The following is a 22,189-nucleotide window of genomic DNA, read 5'->3' as shown; positions in this document are numbered from 1 at the left end:
GCGAAACCCTGCCAGAGTGCCCCCCTGTCCCGGCGCGCAACCGCCAGCCGTCGCGACACGCCCGCCCGCGACAAGGCTTGCATCTTGACGCGCGTAGCGCCACCTAATGCAAATGACAAAGACCCTGCTTTCACTTGGCCATGGATTCTCGGCACGCGCCCTGGCCCCTCTTTTGCTGGCCGAGGGATGGGACGTAATCGGCACGACCCGCGACCCCGCCAAGCTGGAGCCGCTGCGCGCCACCGGAATCACCCCCATTCTATGGGAGCAAGCGAGTGTCGCCGATGCGCTGTCGAAGGCCACACATGTCCTGATGTCTGCCGCCCCGGACGCCGAGGGCGACCCGGCTTTGCGGCTGGTGGGCGACGCGATTCAGGACCGTGCCCCCATGCTGGACTGGGCGGGCTATCTGTCGACGACCGGCGTCTACGGCGACCATCGGGGCGGATGGGTTTACGAAGATACCCCGCTGACCCCTGCCACCCGGCGCGGCCAGTTGCGCGTCGATGCGGAACTGGCCTGGTCCAAAGTGTCCGGCTTGCCGCTGCATATCTTTCGGCTGGCCGGCATTTATGGCCCCGGGCGCGGCCCCTTTGCCAAGTTGCGCAATGGCACGGCCCGCAGGATCATCAAGCCGAACCAGGTCTTTTCCCGCATCCATGTCGAGGACATTGCGCAGGTGCTGCTGGCGTCGATCCGGCAGCCGAACCCCGGCGCGGCCTACAACCTCTGTGACGACACCCCGGCACCGCCGCAGGACGTGATTGCCTGCGCGGCCAAGATGCTGGATATGCCAATTCCTCCGGAAATCCCGTTCGACAGGGCGGAACTCAGCCCCATGGCGCGCAGTTTCTACGGCGAAAGCAAGCGCGTCTCGAACCGGCGCATCAAGGAGGAACTGGGCGTGACCCTGCGCTATCCCGACTATCAAAGCGCGTTGCGAGCGATTCTCGACGCCGAACAGGCCGCCGGGGCATGAGCGACGTTCCACAAGCGGCAGAGGCCGGCCCCCTGCGCAATCCGCAAAGCCTTGGCGAATTGCTGGACGCCATGCGGCCGAAACCGGGGGCCGAACGTGTCTCGGTCGGCGACGTGATGAGCCGCGTCGGCGACCAGTCCTTTGCCGCCGTGATCCTTGTGGTTGCCATCGTTCTGGTTTCGCCCATTTCCGGCATTCCGGGAACCCCGACATTCGGCGCGCTGATTACGATCCTTGTGTCCGTACAAGCGCTTTTGGGGCGGCGTCATCTTTGGTTGCCCGGCTTCCTTTGCCGACGCAGCATCAGCGCGAAAAAGATGACCCGCGGGATCGACTGGCTCAGCAAACCGGCGGCCTGGATGGACAGGCACAGCAGCGGGCGGCTCAAGCTGCTGAGCTCGCGGCCCATCCGGCCCTTTGCCTTTGCTGCGGTGACGCTGATCGCGCTGTCGTGGCCAGTGCTGGAACTGTTGCCCTTCGTGACGTCGTTCTTTGCGGGTGCCGTGGCCATGATGATGTTCGGCGTCATGACTCGTGACGGTATTTACCTGCTGGCCGGCTACGTGCAGGCGGGTGTTCTGGTCCTGATCCTGTTCTCGATCTGGTCAGGCCTGATCTGAACGGAAAACGGCGCCCCTTTCGGGACGCCGTTCATGGTTCGTAACGGCGGGGCCGCCAAAACGCTTAGCTGCGCACCAGCTTTTCATAGCTGTCCGAGATCTCGCGCGTCAGCGCGCCGACTTCGAAGTTGAAGTCGCCGATCTGGCCGACGGGCGTGACCTCTGCCGCGGTGCCGGTCAGCCAGCACTGTTCGAAACCTTCCATCTCTTCGGGCATGATGTGACGCTCATGCACCTTGATCTGACGATCCTGCAACATGCTAATGACCGTCTGGCGGGTCAGACCGTTCAGGAAACAGTCAGGCTTGGGCGTGTGAACTTCGCCGTCCTTGACGAAAAAGATGTTGGCACCGGTCGCCTCGGCCACGTAGCCGCGGTAGTCCATGAACAGCGCGTCGGAACAGCCTTTCGCCTCGGCCGCGTGTTTCGACGTGGTGCAGATCATGTACAGCCCCGCCGCCTTGGCGTGAACCGGGATGGTTTCCGGCGAAGGACGTTTCCACTTGGAGATGTCCAGCTTTGCGCCCTTCATCTTGGCGTCGCCATAGTAGTTGCCCCAAGACCAGGCCGCGATGGCCAGACGGACGGGATTGCGCGCCGAGGCAACCCCCATGTCCGGACCGGCACCGCGCCATGCCACCGCGCGCACATATGCGTCGGTAAGACCATTGGCCGCCAGAACCGCAACCTTGGCGGCCTCGATCTCGTCCACGGTGTAGGGGATTTCAAAGTCCAGCTCGCGCGCCGAGAAATGCAACCGTTCCGAGTGCTTGCGCGAGAGAAAGATCTTGCCGTTGTAGCACCGCTCGCCTTCGAAGACCGAGCTGGCATAATGCAGCCCGTGGGTCAGTACGTGCACATTGGCCGCCCGCCAGTCTACCAGCTGACCATCCAGCCAGATCTTGCCGTCGCGATCGTCATATGCTCCATCTGCCATCTCATCTCTCCTACGTGCAGCGGATGTGAATTTTTCGATTGTTGCGCCAATTGCGTCCGATGCGGACATAAAGTTGCGTCAAATCTGCGACTCGCTACCAGTTGACTATTGGAATGTCAACAAGGCTGACTTAAAATGCCCAAAAACCAACAGGGGCAGAAACCGCGATGTCAGAGGGGCGCAGCCCGCAGGGCGAGACCCTGCTTTTCCTTACCGACGAACAACTCCGTCAGGGGGCGGAGGCCATGTTCTTTGCCTACCGGGGCTTTACCGCCGATCCTGACCGGATCCTCGACGGGCTCAGTTACGGGCGGGCGCATCACCGCGCACTGCACTTCATCCACACCGCCCCCGGCACCACGGTCAACAACCTGTTGACCATCCTCGGCGTAACCAAACAATCGCTGAACCGCGTGCTGCGGACCCTGATCGAGGACGGTCTGGTCGAAAGCCGTGTCGGGCGCGCTGACAAGCGGGAACGACATCTTTACCTGACCGAAGCAGGGGAAGCCCTTGAAAGAGAGCTGTCAGACGCGCAGCGTGCGCGCATGCGTGCCGCCTTTCGCGATGCCGGCCCCGAGGCCGTCGCCGGTTTCCGCCGGGTGCTGGAGGCGATGATGGATCCAGAGCTGCGGCGGCAGTACCAGAATTTGAGGGGGACCCGTGGATGAGCGAACATGATGCGCATCTGCTGATCGTGGACGATGACGAACGGATCCGGGGGCTTTTGCAAAAGTTTCTGATGCGCAACGGCTTTTTGGTGACGGCGGCGCGCGACGCGGCCCATGCGCGGCGGCTGTTGTCGGGGCTGGATTTCGACATGATCGTGCTGGACGTGATGATGCCGGGCGAAGATGGTGTCAGCCTGACCAGCGGTATCCGCGAAACCTCGCAGACGCCGATCCTGTTGCTGACCGCCCGGTCGGAAACCGAAGACCGCATCAAAGGGTTGGAAGCCGGGGCCGACGATTACCTTGCCAAGCCGTTCGAACCGAAAGAGCTGTTGCTGCGGATCAATGCCATCCTGCGCCGGATGCCGGAACCCAGCGCCGGCGACAGCGCCCCGAAACTGCTGACACTGGGCGAATTCCGCTATGACATCGAACGCGGCGAACTGTGGCGCGGCGAAGAGATGATCCGCCTGACCGCCACCGAAAGCCAGCTGATGCGCATCTTTTCCGCCCGCCCGGGCGAAGCCCTGAGCCGCGCCAAGCTGGTCGAGGAACTGGGCCGTGACAAGGGACAGGCGCAGGAACGCGCGGTGGACGTTCAGATCACCCGCCTTCGCCGCAAGCTGGAAGTCGATCCGAAACAGCCGCGCTACCTGCAAACGGTGCGGGGTGCCGGATACATGCTGGCCCCCGACTGATCGCTTGCGGCGGCGGCCTTTTCACGGTTTGGTCGGGCCGTGACGCCCGTGCCGGGCGTGACGGTCGGTAGTTTCACCACCAAAACAGAGGGGGCAGGATGACCACGGCACTCTTTACCCATGCGGATGCGCTCGACCACGTGACACCCGAGGGCCACCCCGAGCGCGTGGCGCGCATCGAACACCTGCTGCATGCGCTGGCCGGTCTGGAGATTGACCGGCGCAGCGCCCCGGAAGCGGACGAGGCCCACCTGCGTCTGTGCCACCCGCAGCGCTACATTGACCGGATCCGCGCTGGCATCCCGGCAAGCGGCCAACATCAGCTGGACGCCGACACATGGTTGTCGCCCGGGTCCTTCCGGGCCGCGTCACGTGCGGCCGGGGCCGCCGTTGCGGCGGTGGATGCGGTGATGGATGGCGAGGTGGCCAATGCATTTTGCGCCATGCGTCCGCCCGGCCACCATGCAGAAACCGAAACGCCGATGGGCTTTTGTCTGTTCGGCAATGTGGCGATTGCGGCAAAGCACGCGCTGAACGCACATGGTGCCGAACGGGTGGCTGTCGTGGATTTCGACGTTCACCACGGCAATGGCACGCAGGACTTGCTGTGGAACGAATCCCGCACGTTCTTCATCGGGTCGCACCAGATGCCGCTTTGGCCCGGCACGGGCAATGCGGATGAACGCGGCGCGCATGACAATGTCCAGAACCTGCCGTTGCCGCCCGGCTCTGGCGGGGCCGAGATGCGGGCCGCATGGGGCCCTGCCCTCACGCGGCTGCGGGCCTATAATCCCGACTTGCTGATCATCTCGGCCGGGTTCGACGCACATCAGGACGATCCACTGGCACAGCTGGAATGGAGCGTTGACGATTTCCGCTGGATCACACGCGCACTTTGCGATCTGGCGGCGGATACCTGCGGCGGGCGTGTGGTGTCCTGCCTCGAAGGCGGGTATGACCTTGCCGCACTCAGCGCCAGCGGCAAGGCGCATGTAGAAGTATTGATGGAGGCAGGCCAATGAGCGAGACCCCGGTTGAGGACATGAGCTTTGAGCAGGCCATGGCCGAGTTGGAAAAGGTCGTGGGGATGCTCGAACGCGGCGACGTCGCGCTAGAGGAATCGATCACGCTGTACGAACGCGGTGCCAAACTGAAAAAGCGCTGCGAAACCAAGCTGAAAGAAGCCGAGGAAAAGGTGGCCGCCATCACGCTGGATGGCGATGGCAACCCGGTCGGGACGAAGCCGGTCGAGGGTCTCTGATGGGATTCTCGGACGGGCTGGCCGAGGCCGCCCGCAAGATCGAGGCGCATCTGCGCCTTGTGCTGTCTGAGTTCGACAGCAACCTGCCCGTGGTCGAGGCCATGGGCTATGCCGTGGGCGGTGGCAAGCGACTGCGCGGGTATCTTGCGCTGGAAGGCGCGCGGATCCACGGCATCGGGCCGGACCGCGCCATCTGGCCGGCCTGCGCGATCGAGGCGATCCACGCCTACAGCCTTGTCCACGATGACCTGCCCTGCATGGATGATGACGACCTGCGCCGGGGCTTGCCGACCGTCCACCGCAAATGGGACGAGGCGACGGCGGTTCTGGCCGGGGATGCCTTGCAGACGCTGGGGTTCGAGATGGTCTCGCGCTCGGAATGCCATGACAACGCGGTTGTGCGTGCCGACCTGGCGCTGTCGCTGGCGCAGGCGGCAGGTGCGCGGGGTATGGTGCTGGGGCAGGCGCTCGACATGGCCGCCGAGCAGGCAACCACCCCCCTTACGTTGGACCAGATCACCGATTTGCAGGCGGGCAAGACGGGCGCGCTGTTCGAATGGTCCGCCGAGGCTGGCGCTCGCATGGCTCAGGCCGATATTGTGCCGCTGACCGGCTATGCCCGCGCGCTGGGGCTGGCCTTTCAGATCGCTGACGACGTTCTGGATATCGAAGGCGATGCCGCGCAGATGGGCAAGGCCGTGGGCAAGGATGCCGACCGAGGCAAGGCGACCTTTGTCAGCCTGCTGGGGCTGGACGGGGCGAAACGCCGCGCCGAAAGGTTGGTGACCGAGGCCTGTGATTGCCTATCTGTATATGGAGCCGAGGCTAGAAACTTGCAGGAGGCCGCGCGCTTCGTTATTTCGCGCCGCACCTGACCAGATGGAGGGCGCCGCATGAGTGACCTGCCCAACACCCCTTTGCTGAACCGGGTTCAAAGCCCGGCGGACCTCAAGCATTTCTCTGATGCCCAGCTGGAACAGCTGGCCGAGGAACTGCGCGCTGAAACGATTTCGGCGGTGTCCGAAACCGGCGGCCATCTTGGTGCCGGGCTGGGCGTGGTCGAACTGACCGTTGCGCTGCACGCGGTGTTCGACACGCCCCGCGACAAGGTCATCTGGGATGTCAGCCACCAGTGTTACCCGCACAAGATCCTGACCGGGCGGCGTGATCGCATCCGCACCCTGCGACAGAAGGACGGCCTGTCGGGGTTCACCAAACGCTCGGAATCCCCTTACGACCCCTTTGGGGCTGCGCATTCCAGCACCTCGATTTCCGCCGCGCTTGGCTTTGCCGTGGCGCGCGACCTCGGTGGCGTTTGTGACACCGGACATGGCGACGCGATTGCCGTGATCGGCGATGGCGCAATGAGTGCGGGCATGGCATTTGAGGCCCTGAACAATGCCGGCCATCTGGGCAAACGCCTGATCGTCATCCTCAACGACAACGAGATGAGCATCGCCCCGCCCACCGGCGCGCTCTCCAGTTATCTCAGCCGCCTATATGCCGAAGAACCGTTTCAGGATCTCAAGGCGGCAGCCAAGGGGGCGGTTTCGCTCCTTCCGGAACCGTTCCGTGAAGGAGCCAAACGGGCCAAGGAAATGCTGAAAGGCATGACCGTCGGCGGCACGCTGTTCGAAGAGCTGGGCTTTTCTTACCTCGGCCCGTTGGACGGGCATGACCTGCATCAGCTTTTGCCGGTGCTGCGCACAGTGCGCCAGCGGGCGACCGGCCCGATCCTGCTGCATGTGCTGACAAAAAAAGGCAAGGGGTATAGCCACGCGGAACATGCGCCCGACAAAGGCCATGCGCGGGCAAAATTCGATGTCGTCACCGGCAAGCAGAAAAAGGCGCCGTCGAACGCACCCTCTTACACCAAGGTTTTTGCCCAGGCGCTGTTGCAGCACGCCGCCCAGGATCCGCGCGTCTGCGCGGTGACGGCCGCGATGCCCGATGGCACGGGGCTGGACCTGTTCGCCGAACGCTATCCAAGCCGCTGTTTCGACGTGGGCATTGCCGAACAGCACGGCGTGACCTTTGCCGCCGGACTGGCAGCGGGCGGCATGCGGCCATTCTGCGCGATGTATTCGACCTTTCTGCAACGTGGTTATGACCAAGTGGTGCATGACGTTGCGATCCAGCGCCTGCCGGTGCGATTTGCCATCGACCGCGCCGGACTGGTGGGGGCTGACGGGGCGACCCACGCGGGATCCTATGACGTGGCATATCTGACCAATCTGCCGGGCTTCGTGGTCATGGCGGCAGCCGATGAGGCTGAACTGAAACACATGGTGGCCACGGCGGCCGCGCATGATGAGGGGCCGATTGCCTTCCGCTATCCGCGCGGCGAAGGCGTGGGGGTCGAGATGCCCGAAAAGGGCGAGGTGTTGGAGATCGGCAAGGGGCGCATGATCCGCGAGGGCAAGGGCGTTGCGATCCTGTCGTTTGGCACACGCCTGAAGGAAGTGCTGAAAGCCTGCGAGTCGCTGGAAGCGCGCGGCATCACGCCAACCGTGGCGGATGCCCGCTTTGCCAAGCCGCTGGACCGCGAGTTGATCCTTGGGCTGGCCCGCGACCATGATGCGCTGATCACCATCGAAGAGGGGGCCGTGGGCGGCTTTGGAAGCCATGTGGCTCAGCTTTTGGCCGATGAGGCGGTCTTTGACCGCGGGCTGAGATTCCGCTCGATGGTCTTGCCCGACATCTTCATCGATCAGGCCAGCCCCGAAGACATGTATTCGGTGGCGAAGCTGAACGCCTCGGATATCGAGGCCAAGGTGCTTGAAGTGCTGGGCGCGGCAGTTCTGGACAAGCGCGCCTGACAGGGGCCGGGCCGCGCCGCGGCCCTCCCCTTTTGATCACAGCATCGACCGCAACATGCCGGTATTCGCCTGAATGACCGAATTCAGTTCGGTCATTCGGGCAAGACGCTGTTCGATTTCTTTCTGGCAGGCGTCCAACTGCTCGACGATCCCCACGAGGGAAGAGCCGGAATCCGACAGGCTGGCGCTTTCGATCTTGCACATCATGCGGGTCGAGCTGAGCCCGGTGACATACCGTTTCATATCCAGCACGCTGCGGGCAAAGCGCTTGGCCTCCGCCTCGACACTGTCGAGCGAGGCCACCGTGTCTTCCAGAAACCTCTTTCGATGCGCGCCGACCTCGGTGATTTCGGCCTGAATGTCTACGGTCTCCGGGTATACAGCAGCGTTGACACCAAAGCCGTCGATCATCTCCTGCTCGACGGCGGTGGCAAAACTGAGGAACTGCCCCCGCAGGATCGCATCACGGATGCGGGCAAACACGCAGGTCTCACCATCGACAAAGGTTTTCACCCAGGTCGACATCTCTTCGAGCATCTGGCTGTAGTTAACCGAAATCGCGCTGATCGGCCCACCCGCGTTTTCCAGACGCGAGGCGATAATACGCATGTTCATCGGCACCGTGCGGATCGCCTTGAACGCCTCTGTCAGGTCGCTGGTTTCAACGCCAACCTGTTCGATCGCACGGGACATGTCGAGGAAACGCCGTTGCAACGGATCCACCTCCCGGCCGATCCCGCGCGCACGGGCGTCAAATTCAGTGGCCAGCGCATGGCTCTGGAAACTGTCGTAGTTGGAAAACCCCTTGGCCTTGATGACATCAAGCAGGATTTCCGCGCTGTCCCGCGGGTTCAGGCCCTCTTCCTTTTCGCGTTTCAGCAGATCTGCATAAAGGCCCGATACGACGGTGAAAAGGTCCGAACTGGGTTTCAACCGGGTCGAGATATATCCCCCCTCTGTCGGTGAGACGAGCGCGAAGACCCAGTAGTAGCGCCCCGATTTACAGCGGTTCTTGACGTAAGCCCCCGTGGGTTGCCCGGCCTTGATCCGATCCCACAGCAGTTGAAACACACCCTTTGGCATGTCCGGATGGCGAATGATCTTGTGCGGCGCGCCCAGCAGATCGTCCCACTCATAGGCGGCGACGCGTTGAAACACGCAATTCCCCGCCTTGATGACCCCACGCGCATCGGTGCGGGAATAAAACAGTTCCGTCAGGTGGAACTGCGCCTCCGAGGCCGAAAAACTGGAGTCGGCGGTGAATTGAGGCGTGTGTTCCGTCATCGTGACATCCTGAAGCGATTTGTGGTGGCGCAGATCATCTCCGCCAAGGCTTTCGAAACGGTGAAGACAGGCCCGTCAACCACCCACGTCAAATCATCGACCGCAGCATGGCGGTATTGTTCTGGATGACCGAGTTCAGGTCCATCACCCGAGCCAGCCGTTCCTCGATCTCTTCCTGGCAACTGTCCAACTGTTCGACGATGCCGGTCAGCGCAGTGCCCGACTCCGACAGGCTGGCGCTTTCGATCTTGCACATCATCCGGGTCGAGCTGAGCCCGGTGACAAAGCGTTTCATGTCCAGAACGCTATGTGCAAAGCGGCGCGCCTCACGTTCGACAGAGCCAAGCTTGTCAATCGTCTGATCCATAAACCGCTTTTCATGCTCGGTCAGTTCCGCAATCTCTCGCGCGATGTCCAGCGTGTCGGGATAGGCATCCCTTGTCGTGCCGAAGCCGGCAATCATCTCGCGTTCGACGGCCGAGGCAAAAGCAAGGAACTGTCCCATCAGGATCGCGTTCCGGATGTGGGCAAAGACACAGTCGTCCCCTTCCACAAAGGTTTTCACCCATGCCGACATTTCTTCCAGCATCTGGCTGTAGTTGACCGAAATCGCGCTGATCGGCCCGCCCGCGTTTTCCAGACGCGAGGCGATAATTCGCATGTTCATCGGCACTGTGCGGATCGCCTTGAACGCTTCGGTCATCCGGTCCGCCTCGTCCCAGACGTCTGAAATGGCGCGCGACATGTCGACGAAGCGCTGCAACATTGGATCCAACGGTCGCCCCATCTGGCGCGAACGCGCCTCGAACTCGGTGGCCAAGGCGTGGCTTTGGAAACTGTCGTATGTGGCAAACCCCTTGCCCTGCACCCAGTCGCGCAGGTTATCCGCGCTTTCGGCGGGGCTCATCCCGTCGCGTTCCTGTTGCAGCATCTGGGCATAGAACGCCTCGACCTCGGCCCTTAGGGGCGAGGTCGGCTTGATCCGGGTAGAGATGAACCCGTCGCCCGTGGGCGCAACCAGCGCGAAAACCCAGTAGTAGCGCCCGCAGATACGCCGATTCTTGACGTATGCGCCGGTGGGCTTGCCCTCTTTCAACCGTTCCCAAAGGAAATGAAACACGCCGCGCGGCATATCCGGGTGGCGAATGATCTTGTGCGGAGCCCCGATCAATTTGCCCCAATCGTGGCCAGCAACCCGTTGGAACACCTCGTTCCCCGCCTGAATCACCCCGCGTTTGTCGGTGCGGGAATAAAACACCTCGGACAGTTGAAACTTGGCCTCAGAATGGGAGACCGCGGATGGGAATGCGGGATCAAGTTCGGACATGGCGCGCCTCCTGCGTTTGGCGCGACACTAGGGCGTAAACCCTTTGCGAACCCTAAACGCAAACAGGCGGCACATAAGCGCCGCCTGTTGGATTTCCGAAGGATTTTACCTTTAGCCCGGGCTCATGCCACGCATCTTTTCGGACCTACGTCGCAAGAGTTCGACCGTGGTCAGAAGCAGGATCGAGATGGTCACGAGGATCGTCGCCACAGCCAGGATCGTCGGGCTGATCTGCTCGCGCAACCCGGTGAACATCTGCCAAGGCAGCGTCTGCTGGCGGGCCGAACCAACAAAGATCACCACGACCACCTCGTCGAAGGAAGTGATGAAGGCAAAAAGCCCGCCCGAGATAACCCCCGGCAGGATCAGCGGCATCTGCACACGGAAGAAGGTCGTGACCGGGTTGGCCCCCATGTTCGCCGCCGCCCGCGTCAGCGAGCGGTCAAAGCCGACCAAGGTCGCGGTCACCGTGATGATGACAAAGGGAATGCCCAGCGCCGCATGGGCCAGTACGACCCCCAGCAACGTGCCCTGCAAACCGATCCGGCTGTAGAAAAAATACATGCCCGCAGCCGAGATGATCAGCGGAACGATCATGGGCGAAATCAGGATCGCCATGATCGCCCGGCGGAAGGGGACATGTTCCGAGGACAGGCCGATCGCCGCCAGCGTACCAAAGCTGACCGACAGAAGCGTGGCCAGCGGCGCGATGATCAGCGAGTTACGCAGCGCCTGCTGCCATTCCGTCGAGGTAAAGAAATCGCGGTAATGCTTGAGGCTGTAGCCCTCGGCCTCGAACCGCAGCATTTCCGGCGTGAAGGTAAAGAAGTCCTGCGCGTTGAAGGAAAGCGGCATCACCACGAGGATCGGCGTGATGAGAAAGACAAAGATTGCCCCGCACAACACCCGGAAAGCGTAGTGCCAAAGAACCTGACCGGACGTCAGGTAAGGCGGCAAGGGCACGCGGTAACGCCCCATCCCGATCCAGTAGGTGAACCAGCCAAAGAACCAACCAAAGAGCGCCCCGACAACCAGCCCGGGAAGTTGCGCAAAGAGGAACCCGGCGATGGCAAAGCCCAGCACCATGGCCCATTTGACGGCCTTCTCAAGCTTGGGGTCCAGCACTTCGAGGATGACAAAGGCCAGCGCCGCAAGGATCACCAGCCCCCCGGCGATGCCCAGCAGGACCGACCCATTGGCGGCCCCCACAAAAACGCCGGCGAATGCACCCGCGGCCCCCACCACGGGCGCGGCGAACTGGATCGGCTGTTTTACGGCTTGTGTCTCGACGGCCATGGATCAGCTCTCCTGCGTTCTGTCGATCACCACCGGCAACACGTGCAGGCAGGGATCGCTGTTTTCGTGAATGCGGCCAGCCATTCCGGCACGGGACAATGAAACACCAATCATTCTCAGCCCCCGAGCTTGACGTTGTCGATGCCGACGATCCGGTCATAGACCCAGTAAAGGATCAGAACGACCGCCAGAAGGATCGTGCCCAGCGCCGCCGCAAGACCCCAGTTCAACGAGGATGAGATGTGATAGGCAATCCGGTTCGAGATAAACGTGCCGGTGTTGCCGCCCACGATCTCGGGCGTGATGTAGTAACCGATGGCAAGGATAAAGACGAGGATCGACCCGGCTCCGATACCCGGCACCGACTGCGGGAAATAGACCCGCCAGAAAGCCGTCCAGTTGGTCGCCCCCAGCGATTTCGCCGCCCGCACATAGTAAGGCGGGATCGTCGACATGACCGAATACATCGGCAGGATCATGAAGGGCAGAAGGATATGCGTCATGGCAATGATCGTACCCAGTTGGTTGTTGATCATCACCAGCCGCGCGTCATCGGCCACCAGACCCAGCCAGACCAGCGTATCGTTGATAACCCCCTGTTGCTGCAACATGACCTTCCATGCTGATGTCCGGACCAACAGCGAGGTCCAGAACGGCAAGAGCACGAGGATCATCAAGAGGTTGGCCGTGCGCATCGGCAGGTTCGACAGCAGGTAGGCCACCGGGTAAGCCAGCAGGATACAGCTGAAGGTGATGGCAAGGCTCATGAACATGGTCCGCTTGAACAGCAGGCCGTAGATGCGCTCGTTCTCATCCCGCAGGGCTAGACCCTCGGGGGTTTTCTGCATGTCGACGGCGTTCAGGAAATAGCCGGGCGTGTAGGGCGTGCTGTAGCTCTTGATCGTCTGCCAGACTTCGATATCCATCCAGTCGTCGTCGATATCCGCAAAGCCGTCCCGGATGCTGACGGTTTCGAAGTCCGGGCTGGCCACCAGTTCGTCGGCTGCCTTGAGAAGGTCGGCCCCCGGACCGCCATAGCCCGAAACGTCGCCATCGCGCAGATCTTCGTAAAGCCGCGTGTGCACGATGCTCCACGGTTCTTCCTTGAGCAGGCTCTTTTCATCCTCGACGATGATGAAATCCGCAAAGGTCGAATAGATCGCCGCGGTACGCGGCAACAGATCGGCAATCCCGTCGCGCAGTTCGAAGGCAGGCAGCGGATCGCCCTTTTTCCAGCCTTCCATGCTGGCCAGCCAGGCATCAGAGCCCATCATGGCGGCCCAGTGGTCGCCTTTGTCCCAAGCCTTGTCGAGATCCTCGAACTGGTCGAGGTAGACCTCGCCGATGTCGTCCAGCCCCCGGCCGGATTTGCGGAACAGCGAGGAACTGCCGGTCTTTTCATAATTCAGACGCGAGCCGACACGCGTGTGCATCTTGTTCTCGGCCGCGACGAAAAGGTCGGTGTAGGCCGCATCGAAAACCGCGTCGCCGGGCAATTCGCCGCTGGCGCCGTCCCAGTCCTTGAGTGCCTCCGCCGTCAGCGGCAGCGTTCCGTGTACCGTGCCCGGCTGGCTGTCGTCGACCGAGCGGAACAGCATATCCGCGATTGGCGCGATAAAGGTCAGCAGCACAAAGAGCAGCAGCGGCGCAATCAGCGCAAGCGCCCGCATCTTCTGGGCCCGCAGGGCCCGCGCAAGGCTGCGCTTCAGCGGTGTTCCGTCAGCGGCCAGCATCGGCCCGGTTTGTGTCGTGTCGCTCATGCTGCGCCCTCCACAATGATGATCGTGCCGTCGGAATGGGCCTGCCGGATCTTGACCAGTTCCTGATAGGCCGGATCGAAATAGGCAGCCCGTGCCGCCTCGTAGCTGGGATAGGCAATCACGACGTGCCGCGCGCCCGTAATGCCTTCCATGACCTCGGCGGGCCCGCCCCGCGCGATATAGCGCGCGCCATAGCCGCGCATGATCGGCGTATTGCCTTCGACATAAGGACGATAGGCCTCGGCATCCTTGACGGTGACATGGGCGATCAGAAAGCCCCTTGGTGCGTCACCCGCCGGATCGGGCAAATCCTCGTCATTGCCTTCGACCACCATGATCGTGCTGGTGGCAGAGGCATGGCGGATCTTGGCAACCTCCTGGTAATCGGGGTCGTGATAGGCGGCCAGTGCCTTTTCGTAGCTGTCGAACTCAAAGACGACATGGCGGTCTTCGGCCTCGCCTTCGACGACCTCGGCCTGTCCGCCGCGCACGATGGGCCGTGCGCCCATTCCCAGAAGGATCGGCGTGTCCTTCTCGACATACTCCTTGTAGGCCTCCGGATCGTTCACCGTGATATGGCCGATGATATAGCCCTTGGGCATGTCGTGCTGTCCCCGTCCCCAGTCTTTGTTGGTCCGTGGCGGGCAAGCAGTGCCCGCCACGGACGATTTTTCGCATCACGGACGCGGGGCTGGCCCCGCGCCCCTGACCGGCATTACTGCGCCAGCCACGCCTGGAACTTGGCGTCCAGATCGTCGCGGTAGTCAGCCCACCAGTTGTAGTTGTTCACAAAGGTGTTCTTCGCGTTGTTGGGATCGGTCGGCATGTGCGGCGCCATTTCGATGCCCAGTTCGGCATGGGTCGACACCAGCGGGGCCGAGCTTTCACGCGCCGGACCGTAAGAGATGTACTTGGCCTGATCGGCCAGACGCTGGGTGTCGGTGGCGAACTTCACAAAGTCCAGAACCCGCGCCAGACGGTCCTCGGGCAGGCCCTCGGGGATCACCCAGCCGTCAAGGTCAAACATCTGCCAGTCCCAAGCCATGCCGATCGGCTGACCCTGCTCGACGATGGCCGAGAACAGGCGACCGTTGTAGGCCGATGCCATGAAGACTTCGCCATCCGCCAGCAGCTGCGGCGGCTCGGAGGAGGAGGACCACCAGATCGTCTGATCCTTGATGGTGTCCAGCTTCGCCAGCGCGCGTTCCTGACCTTCTTCGGTTTCCAGCACGTCGTAGACGTCTGCGTAGGCCACGCCGTCACACAGCAGCGCCCATTCCATGTTGGCGATCGGCTGCTTGTTCAGCGCGCGCTTGCCCGGATATTTTTCCATGTCAAAGACGTCGCAGGCACCGGTCGGCGGTTCGACGCCTTCGGGCACCATATCGGTGCGATAGCCAAAGGTCGTCGAGAAGACGATCTGCGGGATAAAGCAATCGGACACGATCATGTCGCCGAAGTCATCCGAGGCGTCCATGCCATCGGGACCCGGGGCAAGGATCTCGTCATGGTCGACTTCCATCGCCAGACCTTCGTCGCACAGGCGGATGGCGTCTGCTGCCTCGACGTCGACCAGATCCCAGGTGATGTTCTTGGCTTCGTTCATCGCGCGCAGCTTGGCGACGGCCTCGGACGAGCTTTCGTCCCAGGTTGCGGACACGCCCGAATTCATCGCCAGATACGGTTCGACATAGGCCTTCTGCTGCGACGCCTGATAGGCACCGCCCCAGCTGACCAGCGTCATGTCCATCGCCATGTCGGCATGGCTTTCGGCAAAGGCACCGGCTGCCGCAACGGTCAGGGCCGATGTCGCCAGCAGAGTCTTGGTGAGTTTCATGTCATACTCCCTAAAAACACCCGTTATCTTGATCGAGGCGATGTTACGGGTACGAACCTCGCCCCATGGTCGCCTGCCCCGTGAAACACCCCCACGCGGCAAGCGGCATTCAGATCACCCGGCGTCCAGCGCCCGGCAATCTTCGGGCAGCCAGCCGATTTCGATCTGGCTGCCGGGCTCCAGCCGGACCTGATCCGGTGCGTTCCGGGTCTTGATGACAAAGTTGTCATTGCCCGCCACGCGGAGCCTGGTTCGAAAGATATCGCCCATGTAGATGAATTCCAGCACCTCGGCCTTGAGCGTATGGGCACCGGGTTTCAGGCGGCCCTTGTTGAACTCCACCCGCTCGGGCCGGATGGACACGCGGGTGCGTTCGCCAACGGCGCTGACATTGACCGGCGTGGCGTCCAGCACCTCGCCATCGTCAAGCTGCACAACGCAGGCGTCGCCCTTGATCTCTTTGACCACGCCCTCCAGCGTGTTGTTCTCGCCAATGAACTGGGCGACAAAACTGTTCTGCGGCTTTTCGTACAGTTCATCCGGCGGGGCCAGCTGCTGAATGCGGCCATCGTTGAACACCGCAACACGGTCCGACATGGTCAGCGCCTCGGTCTGGTCGTGGGTCACGTAGACAACGGTGATACCAAGGCTGTGCGCGAGGTTGGTGATCTCGAACTGCATGTGTTCACGCAGCTGCTTGTCCAGCGCGCCAAGCGGTTCGTCCATCAGCACCAGTTCCGGTTCAAAGACCAAGGCGCGGGCCAGGGCGATCCGCTGCTGCTGACCGCCTGAAAGCTGCGCGGGACGACGCCCGCCAAATGCGCCCATCTGCACCATGTCCAGCGCGCGCTTGACCTTGGCCTCGCGGTCAGACTTGCCCAGCTTGCGCACCTCCAGCGGGAAGCTGAGGTTTTCCGCGACGGTCATGTGCGGGAACAGCGCGTAGTTCTGGAACACCATGCCGATGCCGCGCTTGTGCGGCGGAATGTTGTTGATGCTGACGCCGTCCAGCTTGATTTCGCCATGGGTGGCGGTCTCAAAGCCCGCCAACATCATCAGGCACGTTGTCTTGCCCGACCCCGATGGCCCAAGCATCGTCAGAAACTCGCCTTTAGGCATGCTGAGGTTCAGATCTTTGACGACAAGCGTTTCGCCGTCATAGCTCTTCTGCACGCGCTCAAAGGCGACGAAAGCGTCGCCACTTGCTCCATCAGCCACGTCAGACTCCCTGTCTGTTATGTATTCCGCGGATTTTCCCGCTGTGTTGACCCCAGACTAAAGCCTGTGCGCCCGATACTTGCAAGCAAATCGCTGGAATCTGCGTAACCAATGCGCAAATCAGTGACTTACGGTCAGAAAAACAGCGACTTGCAGGGCAAATGGCCGGTGATTTGGCACGATTCGGGCCGTCCGACTGCAACGCGTCAGAAGGCGGACGGCCCAAGACAGGTGAAAGCGGCCAAAAAGATTCACGTTATCAGAGGGTTTCAGCGCTGTTAGCGCAACCCTTAGGCGAGATTATCGGGCACGATCAGGCGTGTTTCCGGCGTGATCGCTGCCGCGATCCTCTGAAGGTGATCAGGACGGAAACCGATGCACCCTTCGGTCGGATAACCGGCGCGACGCCAGCGATGCAGGAAAATTGCAGAGCCCCGCCCCCTTTCCGCGCGAGGCCAGTTCCAGTCGGTCAACAGGACCAGATCATACAGTCGGTCGGCACGGCGCAGGCGTTCATGGCTCCACGCATAGGGCGCGCGGACCATCAGGTTATAATCTTCGTGCCGCGGATCGTCGGACCACAGGTCAGACGGACCGATGGGCACGGCCCAGTGTGTCGGCGGCGCGATCCTGTCGGGACGGTACAGCATTCCGGTGATACGGTGCACCCCCGCAGGGGTCGCACCGTCGCCTTCCCGCTTGTCAGTGGACACGCCGCCCCGACCCAGCGTACAGGGCCAGAGCCGCCCGCCAAACCGGACCCCAAGCCGTGTCAATACGAGGTCAGAGGCGCGCGGCGCTGGCATTTTCAGGCCGCTTCGGCGCGCTGGATGCGCTGCATCACATCGGCGGCAATTTCGAAGGACCGCAACCGGGCACCGTGATCATGGATCTGCCCGGTCAGGATCACCTCGTCCGGCGCATAGGTGGCGATGATCTCGCGCATCTGTGTCTCGACCTGAGCGGCATCGCCAACCGCACTGATCCGCAACGCCTCATCCAGCGCAGGCATCGCCCCGGCAGGCACCACTGTCGACAGATCATCGACAGGCGCAGGCAGCTTGCCCGGAGCGCCCGTGCGCAGCCGATAAAACGCCTGCTGCATGGTGGTCCGCAGTCGGCGCGCCTCTGCCTCCGTCTCGGCGGCAAAGACATTGACCGCGACCATGGCATGCGGACGTTTCAACGTGGCCGAAGGTTTGAAATAGCGGCGGTAGACCTCCAACGCCTGCCCCAGCATGGCCGGCGCGAAATGCGAGGCAAAGGCATAAGGCAGACCCAGCATCGCCGCCACCTGCGCACCGTGCAGCGACGACCCGAGGATCCAGATCGGCACCTCCGTTCCCTCTCCGGGCAAGGCCCGAACGGCGCGGTTTTCGTCTGGTGGCCCCATGAGATCGCGCAATTCTGCCACTTCTTCGTGGAAACGTTCGGCACGCGCGTGCTGAACACCCAGCGCCCGCATGACCGCATGGTCACCGCCCGGCGCCCGGCCAAGCCCAAGGTCGATCCGGTCGGGATACAATGTGGCCAGCGTGCCAAACGCCTCGGCCACGGCCAGCGGCGCATGGTTGGGCAGCATGATGCCCCCGGCCCCGACGCGCATATGACGGGTCAGGCCCGCCACATGGCCGATCAAAACCGCGGTCGCCGCAGAGGCGATCCCCGGCATGTTGTGGTGTTCCGCCATCCAATACCGGTGATAGCCCCAATCTTCGGCATGGCGGGCAAGCGCGCCGGTGTTGCGCAGCGCATCGGCAGCGGTCGAGCCTTCGGGCACGGGGGACAGGTCAAGCAGCGAATAACGCATCAGGCATTCTCCTTTGACACCTAGCTAGGAACCCATGGCAGCCCTGACAACGGCGCCACCCCCTACGTCAGCCGAGTGGCCGGTATGACCGTTACAGCAAATGCCCTGATTTCTCTGCTTTGACAGCCAGATAGCGGCTGTTGAACGGAGTTTCACCAACCTTGAGCGGGACACGTTCGGACACACCGATGCCACAGCTTTCCATCATCCGCATCTTGGCCGGATTGTTCGTCATCAGGCGCACCGTGTCAAAACCCAGCTTGCCAAGGATCGCCGCACCCAGACGAAAATCCCGTTCGTCATCCTCAAAGCCCAGCCGGTGGTTGGCCTCGACCGTGTCGAACCCCTGATCCTGCAAGGCATAGGCACGCATCTTGTTGGCAAGGCCGATGCCACGCCCTTCTTGTTGAAGGTACAACAGCACGCCCGCGCCCTCTTGACCCATCTGGGTCAGCGCAGCGTTCAGTTGTGGCCCGCAATCGCATTTCAGCGACCCCAGCAAGTCACCGGTGAAACAGGCAGAATGCAGGCGCGACAACACGGGCCGCGCCCGATCCGGGCGCCCGATCTCGATGGCGTAATGCTCTTCCGAACCGTCCGCCGGGCGAAAGATATGCAGGCGGGCATTTTCGGCGGCCCGCAGGGGAACACGGGCCGACACCACGTGCGACAGATCCGGCAGGGCCTGCAATAACGGCGCCGCTTCGGCGCCCTCGACCTCCAGCAAGCCTTGGGACACGGCCATCCCCGGGGCAACCGGGACCACAAGCGCCGCAGGCAACAGCCGCGCGCCCTTGCACAATTGCAGGGCAAGGCGATGCGCCGCCGCAGATCCTTCACGCCGGGTCTGCAATGGCCCCTTCATCGGATTGGCAAGATCATCGGCCGGGTCAGACAGATCCTGCACCCAGGATAGTCGTGCATCCGCGGGGACAATGATCCGGGCCACGTCGCCGTCATAGGCCCTCGCCTTGAGCGTTGCCGACCGGCGGTCCGTCAGCGCCAGATCCATCGGCCCCAGAGCCTGAAGCGCGCGCAACCGGTCCTCGGAGAGGGTTTCGGCAGAGGCCACCAGCACATGCCCGCCATCGATACACAAACCGACGGGAACCCCCATACGCAGGTCCGCCCGTGCCCGCGCAAGTATTTCAACTAGGTCCGGTCTCAGTCCCACAAATCTGTTCTCCGGCTGGTCAACTCCCCGGCTTTCTGTAACATTTCAAGCCTCAGCACACGAGGACGTGAACGCGTTGCAGCAAATCTTGCCGGAGGCGCACTCTGTCCACATCTGGCAGGAAAGGCAACACGGAGGACCGGGCTCATGGCGCAACTGCGAAACATTCTTCTTGTCGATGACGAGGAAGACCTGCGAGAAGCGCTGGCCGAACAATTGGTCATGACGGAAGACTTCGAAGTGTTCGAAGCAGACGCAGGTGCCAGCGCCATGGCGCGGATCAAGGAACAGATCTATGACCTGATCATCCTTGATGTCGGCCTGCCAGATACCGACGGCCGCGAACTGTGCCGACTGATGCGCAAGCAGGGCGTCAAATCGCCAATCATCATGCTGACCGGCCACGACAGCGATGCCGACACGATCCTTGGTCTGGACGCAGGTGCCAACGATTATGTCACCAAGCCTTTCAAGTTTCCCGTCCTGCTCGCCCGGATTCGTGCCCAATTGCGCCAGCACGAACAATCCGAGGATGCCGTGTTCTCTGTTGGCCCCTACACCTTCAAACCGGCGATGAAGATGCTGGTGACGGAAGATGACCGCAAGATCCGCCTGACCGAGAAAGAGACAAATATTCTCAAGTTCCTCTACCGCTCGACCGAGGGGGTGGTGCCACGCGACACGCTGCTGCACGAGGTCTGGGGCTACAACGCCGGGGTGACAACGCACACGCTGGAAACCCACATCTACCGCCTGCGCCAAAAGATCGAACCCGATCCGTCGAATGCACGACTTCTTGTGACGGAATCTGGCGGCTACAGACTGGTAAGCTGACCACGCCGCACTTAAGTAGAATTGCGGAAATCGGGCAGCCCGCGCTAGGACTGCCCATAGCAGAGCTTGACCCAGATCAAAGTTTTATGCCGTTGGCAGCTTTTAGGGTAAGCTCAAGAGATCCCGTTGCATGTGCGGGTCATCACATGCACCTCCCTGTTGGACCTGGCCGGGCACTTTGCCCGGCCTCTTTTTTTTGGCTGGTCAAAAGGGTCGACACTCAGGCCCCGGGCAGCTCCGCCTCGTCACGCAGGTTGTCCCGCAGGGTCATGACTTCGTCGCGCAGGCGCGCGGCCTCGGACATGGTCAGCCCGGACCTCTCCAGAAAACAGCGCGCCACATCTTCGCTGGCCTCGCGAAGGCGATTGCCCTCTTCCGTCAGGCGGATCCGCACCTGCCGTTCGTCCAGCGGATCGCGCAACCGCGTCAGCAGGCCCTTGGCCTCCAGTCGCTTGACCAGCGGCGTCAGCGTGTTCGAGGCCAGTTGCATCTGCACCGCAAGGGATCCCAGCGTCCGGTCATCTTCGGACCACAGCGCGGACAGCACAAGATATTGCGGATAGGTCAGGCCCATCGGGTCCAGCAAGGGTTTATATGCCTGCTGCATGGCGTGTCCCGCCGAATACAGCGCAAAGCAGAGCATTTCCGAAGGGGACAGGGTCTTGGTCATGACGCAGGAATAAATCGTGCAGGAATAATTCGCAAGCGTTGACATCCGGGTGTGCGATCCAGATATTTCGCACAGGAACAATTCCTGCGCGAAAGGAGAAACTCATGAGCGTCGACGCAAAATACTGGACCGAAGCCTGGGCAACCGGCGGTGGCCGCAACGGCAGCGCCGGGCTGGCCTCGGGGATGCTGACCGTGACCATGACCAGCCCCACTGAACTGGGTGGCTCGGGCAAGGGGCACAACCCCGAAGAGCTGTTCGCGACCGGTTACGCCGCCTGCTACCTTGGCGCGATGCGCTTTGCCGCGCAGAGCGAAAAGCTGGGCAGCGTGCCCGATGACGCCAAGGTGACCGCGCATGTGGGCATCGGCCCGCGCAGCGACGGTGGTTTTGGCCTCAAGGTGAAACTGGCGGTGTCGATGCCGGGTGTCGAACGTGACGTGGCTGAAAAGATCGCCGAGCGCGGCCATTTCATCTGCCCCTATTCGAACGCGACCAAGGGCAATATCGACGTGGAAACCGAAATCGTCTGAGCCTTGCGGCGCGGAGAGGTCAGCCCTCACGCGCCTCGATGAACTGGCGCACCGCTTCCTGCACATGGCGGAAGCGGTCGCCCCCAAGGTGCTTGCCACCGTACCAGCGCGTCACCACGACAATCGTGTCGCGCAGATCCTCGCGCTCTAGCATACGCAGGATCACCATGCCCGCCCCGCTTTCACCGTCGTCGTTCTTGATCGGGCCATCCTGCGTCAGGCAGCCCCAAGTGTTATGCGTGGCCTTGGCGAACTTTTTGTTCCGCTTGAGCTCTTTCAGAAAGGCCGCAGCCTCGTCCGGAGAACGGCAGGGTCCACCGGACACGGCGTATTTCGACCCGCGGTCAGAGATGATGTTTTCGAGGATCAGCATGGTGCTGCCGGTCCTACGCGCTGCCCGTGCCAGCGTCCAGCATTAGGCCGATGCGGCACAAAAAAGGGCGCCCCAAAAGGCGCCCTTT

At 62.1% G+C, this 22,189-nt stretch carries 23 protein-coding genes; 10 read left to right on the top strand and 13 right to left on the bottom strand.

Features of this window, described 5'->3' with window-relative positions; all coding sequences use genetic code 11:
* The first annotated feature begins 112 nt into the window (after positions 1-112).
* Complete coding sequence (locus tag KJP30_RS18400; protein WP_218450790.1) at positions 113-979, top strand: SDR family oxidoreductase; 867 nt, start codon at positions 113-115, stop codon at positions 977-979.
* Positions 976-1,599, top strand: a complete 624-nt coding sequence (locus tag KJP30_RS18395; protein WP_218450789.1) for an exopolysaccharide biosynthesis protein — start codon at positions 976-978, stop codon at positions 1,597-1,599. The genes KJP30_RS18400 and KJP30_RS18395 overlap by 4 nt, the downstream gene beginning before the upstream one ends.
* 64 nt (positions 1,600-1,663) lie before the next feature.
* On the opposite strand, the gene KJP30_RS18390 is transcribed toward KJP30_RS18395, so the two are convergent.
* The gene (locus KJP30_RS18390) at positions 1,664-2,536 is read right to left on the bottom strand and encodes a branched-chain amino acid aminotransferase (RefSeq protein WP_218450788.1); all 873 of its coding nucleotides are present in this window, start codon (positions 2,534-2,536) and stop codon (positions 1,664-1,666) included.
* A 167-nt stretch (positions 2,537-2,703) separates the two neighbouring features.
* On the opposite strand from KJP30_RS18390, the gene KJP30_RS18385 reads away from it, so the two are divergent.
* The 6 genes from KJP30_RS18385 to dxs all read left to right on the top strand — a co-directional run bounded on the left by KJP30_RS18385 (position 2,704) and on the right by dxs (position 7,985).
* A complete protein-coding gene (locus tag KJP30_RS18385) occupies positions 2,704-3,207 on the top strand; it encodes a MarR family winged helix-turn-helix transcriptional regulator (RefSeq protein WP_218450787.1) in 504 nt (167 codons plus the stop codon).
* Positions 3,204-3,905 (top strand): response regulator, encoded by a 702-nt coding sequence (locus KJP30_RS18380; RefSeq protein WP_218450786.1) that lies wholly within the window; start codon positions 3,204-3,206, stop codon positions 3,903-3,905. Before KJP30_RS18385 ends, KJP30_RS18380 begins: the two co-directional genes overlap by 4 nt.
* Before the next feature lie 98 nt (positions 3,906-4,003).
* Entirely contained in the window at positions 4,004-4,927 is a 924-nt protein-coding gene (locus KJP30_RS18375) for a histone deacetylase family protein (RefSeq protein WP_218450785.1), read from the top strand.
* Entirely contained in the window at positions 4,924-5,166 is a 243-nt protein-coding gene (locus KJP30_RS18370) for an exodeoxyribonuclease VII small subunit (protein WP_218450784.1), read from the top strand. The genes KJP30_RS18375 and KJP30_RS18370 overlap by 4 nt, the downstream gene beginning before the upstream one ends.
* Complete coding sequence (locus KJP30_RS18365) at positions 5,166-6,041, top strand: polyprenyl synthetase family protein (RefSeq protein WP_218450783.1); 876 nt, start codon at positions 5,166-5,168, stop codon at positions 6,039-6,041. The genes KJP30_RS18370 and KJP30_RS18365 overlap by 1 nt, the downstream gene beginning before the upstream one ends.
* A gap of 18 nt (positions 6,042-6,059) precedes the next feature.
* Positions 6,060-7,985 carry a 1-deoxy-D-xylulose-5-phosphate synthase gene (dxs, locus tag KJP30_RS18360; RefSeq protein ID WP_218450782.1) on the top strand — a complete coding sequence of 642 codons (1,926 nt, stop codon included), beginning with the start codon at positions 6,060-6,062 and terminating at the stop codon, positions 7,983-7,985.
* Between the two features lie 36 nt (positions 7,986-8,021).
* Here dxs and KJP30_RS18355 read toward each other — a convergent pair whose 3' ends face one another.
* The 10 genes from KJP30_RS18355 to ribA form a co-directional block, all read right to left on the bottom strand.
* Positions 8,022-9,269: a PAS domain-containing protein gene (locus tag KJP30_RS18355; RefSeq protein ID WP_218450781.1), complete on the bottom strand. Its 1,248-nt coding sequence runs from the start codon at positions 9,267-9,269 to the stop codon at positions 8,022-8,024.
* Between the two features lie 88 nt (positions 9,270-9,357).
* Complete coding sequence (locus KJP30_RS18350; protein WP_218450780.1) at positions 9,358-10,596, bottom strand: PAS domain-containing protein; 1,239 nt, start codon at positions 10,594-10,596, stop codon at positions 9,358-9,360.
* A 111-nt stretch (positions 10,597-10,707) separates the two neighbouring features.
* On the bottom strand, positions 10,708-11,892 hold the full coding sequence (locus KJP30_RS18345; RefSeq protein ID WP_218450779.1) for an ABC transporter permease: 1,185 nt from the start codon (positions 11,890-11,892) through the stop codon (positions 10,708-10,710).
* 116 nt (positions 11,893-12,008) lie between these two features.
* Positions 12,009-13,652: an ABC transporter permease gene (locus tag KJP30_RS18340; protein WP_218450778.1), complete on the bottom strand. Its 1,644-nt coding sequence runs from the start codon at positions 13,650-13,652 to the stop codon at positions 12,009-12,011.
* Complete coding sequence (locus KJP30_RS25190; RefSeq protein ID WP_343222795.1) at positions 13,649-14,254, bottom strand: DUF1330 domain-containing protein; 606 nt, start codon at positions 14,252-14,254, stop codon at positions 13,649-13,651. The genes KJP30_RS18340 and KJP30_RS25190 overlap by 4 nt, the downstream gene beginning before the upstream one ends.
* Before the next feature lie 113 nt (positions 14,255-14,367).
* Positions 14,368-15,489 (bottom strand): extracellular solute-binding protein, encoded by a 1,122-nt coding sequence (locus KJP30_RS18325; protein WP_218450777.1) that lies wholly within the window; start codon positions 15,487-15,489, stop codon positions 14,368-14,370.
* Positions 15,490-15,603: 114 nt separating this feature from the next.
* Positions 15,604-16,707 carry an ABC transporter ATP-binding protein gene (locus tag KJP30_RS18320; protein WP_218450776.1) on the bottom strand — a complete coding sequence of 368 codons (1,104 nt, stop codon included), beginning with the start codon at positions 16,705-16,707 and terminating at the stop codon, positions 15,604-15,606.
* A gap of 290 nt (positions 16,708-16,997) precedes the next feature.
* Positions 16,998-17,513 (bottom strand): L,D-transpeptidase family protein, encoded by a 516-nt coding sequence (locus tag KJP30_RS18315; protein WP_218450775.1) that lies wholly within the window; start codon positions 17,511-17,513, stop codon positions 16,998-17,000.
* Positions 17,514-17,515: 2 nt separating this feature from the next.
* The gene (locus tag KJP30_RS18310; protein WP_218450774.1) at positions 17,516-18,517 is read right to left on the bottom strand and encodes an LLM class flavin-dependent oxidoreductase; all 1,002 of its coding nucleotides are present in this window, start codon (positions 18,515-18,517) and stop codon (positions 17,516-17,518) included.
* Positions 18,518-18,608: 91 nt separating this feature from the next.
* On the bottom strand, positions 18,609-19,691 hold the full coding sequence (ribA, locus tag KJP30_RS18305; RefSeq protein ID WP_343222794.1) for a GTP cyclohydrolase II: 1,083 nt from the start codon (positions 19,689-19,691) through the stop codon (positions 18,609-18,611).
* Between the two features lie 147 nt (positions 19,692-19,838).
* Here ribA and KJP30_RS18300 point away from each other — a divergent pair, with 147 nt between their 5' ends.
* Positions 19,839-20,525 carry a response regulator transcription factor gene (locus KJP30_RS18300; RefSeq protein WP_218450772.1) on the top strand — a complete coding sequence of 229 codons (687 nt, stop codon included), beginning with the start codon at positions 19,839-19,841 and terminating at the stop codon, positions 20,523-20,525.
* A gap of 220 nt (positions 20,526-20,745) precedes the next feature.
* Here the strand turns inward: KJP30_RS18300 and KJP30_RS18295 are convergent, their stop codons facing one another.
* Positions 20,746-21,195: a MarR family winged helix-turn-helix transcriptional regulator gene (locus KJP30_RS18295; RefSeq protein ID WP_246594600.1), complete on the bottom strand. Its 450-nt coding sequence runs from the start codon at positions 21,193-21,195 to the stop codon at positions 20,746-20,748.
* Positions 21,196-21,299: 104 nt separating this feature from the next.
* On the opposite strand from KJP30_RS18295, the gene KJP30_RS18290 reads away from it, so the two are divergent.
* A complete protein-coding gene (locus KJP30_RS18290) occupies positions 21,300-21,728 on the top strand; it encodes an organic hydroperoxide resistance protein (RefSeq protein ID WP_218450771.1) in 429 nt (142 codons plus the stop codon).
* Positions 21,729-21,747: 19 nt separating this feature from the next.
* Here the strand turns inward: KJP30_RS18290 and KJP30_RS18285 are convergent, their stop codons facing one another.
* Positions 21,748-22,101, bottom strand: coding sequence for a YigZ family protein (locus tag KJP30_RS18285; protein ID WP_218450770.1), 354 nt, complete (start codon positions 22,099-22,101; stop codon positions 21,748-21,750).
* Positions 22,102-22,189: the final 88 nt, after the last annotated feature.

The organism is Antarctobacter sediminis, from assembly GCF_019218285.1.
In the GTDB taxonomy this organism is placed as follows: domain Bacteria; phylum Pseudomonadota; class Alphaproteobacteria; order Rhodobacterales; family Rhodobacteraceae; genus Antarctobacter; species Antarctobacter sediminis.
The sequence above is the reverse complement of the archived record's forward strand: the minus strand, read 5'-3'. Positions and strand labels throughout refer to the sequence as shown.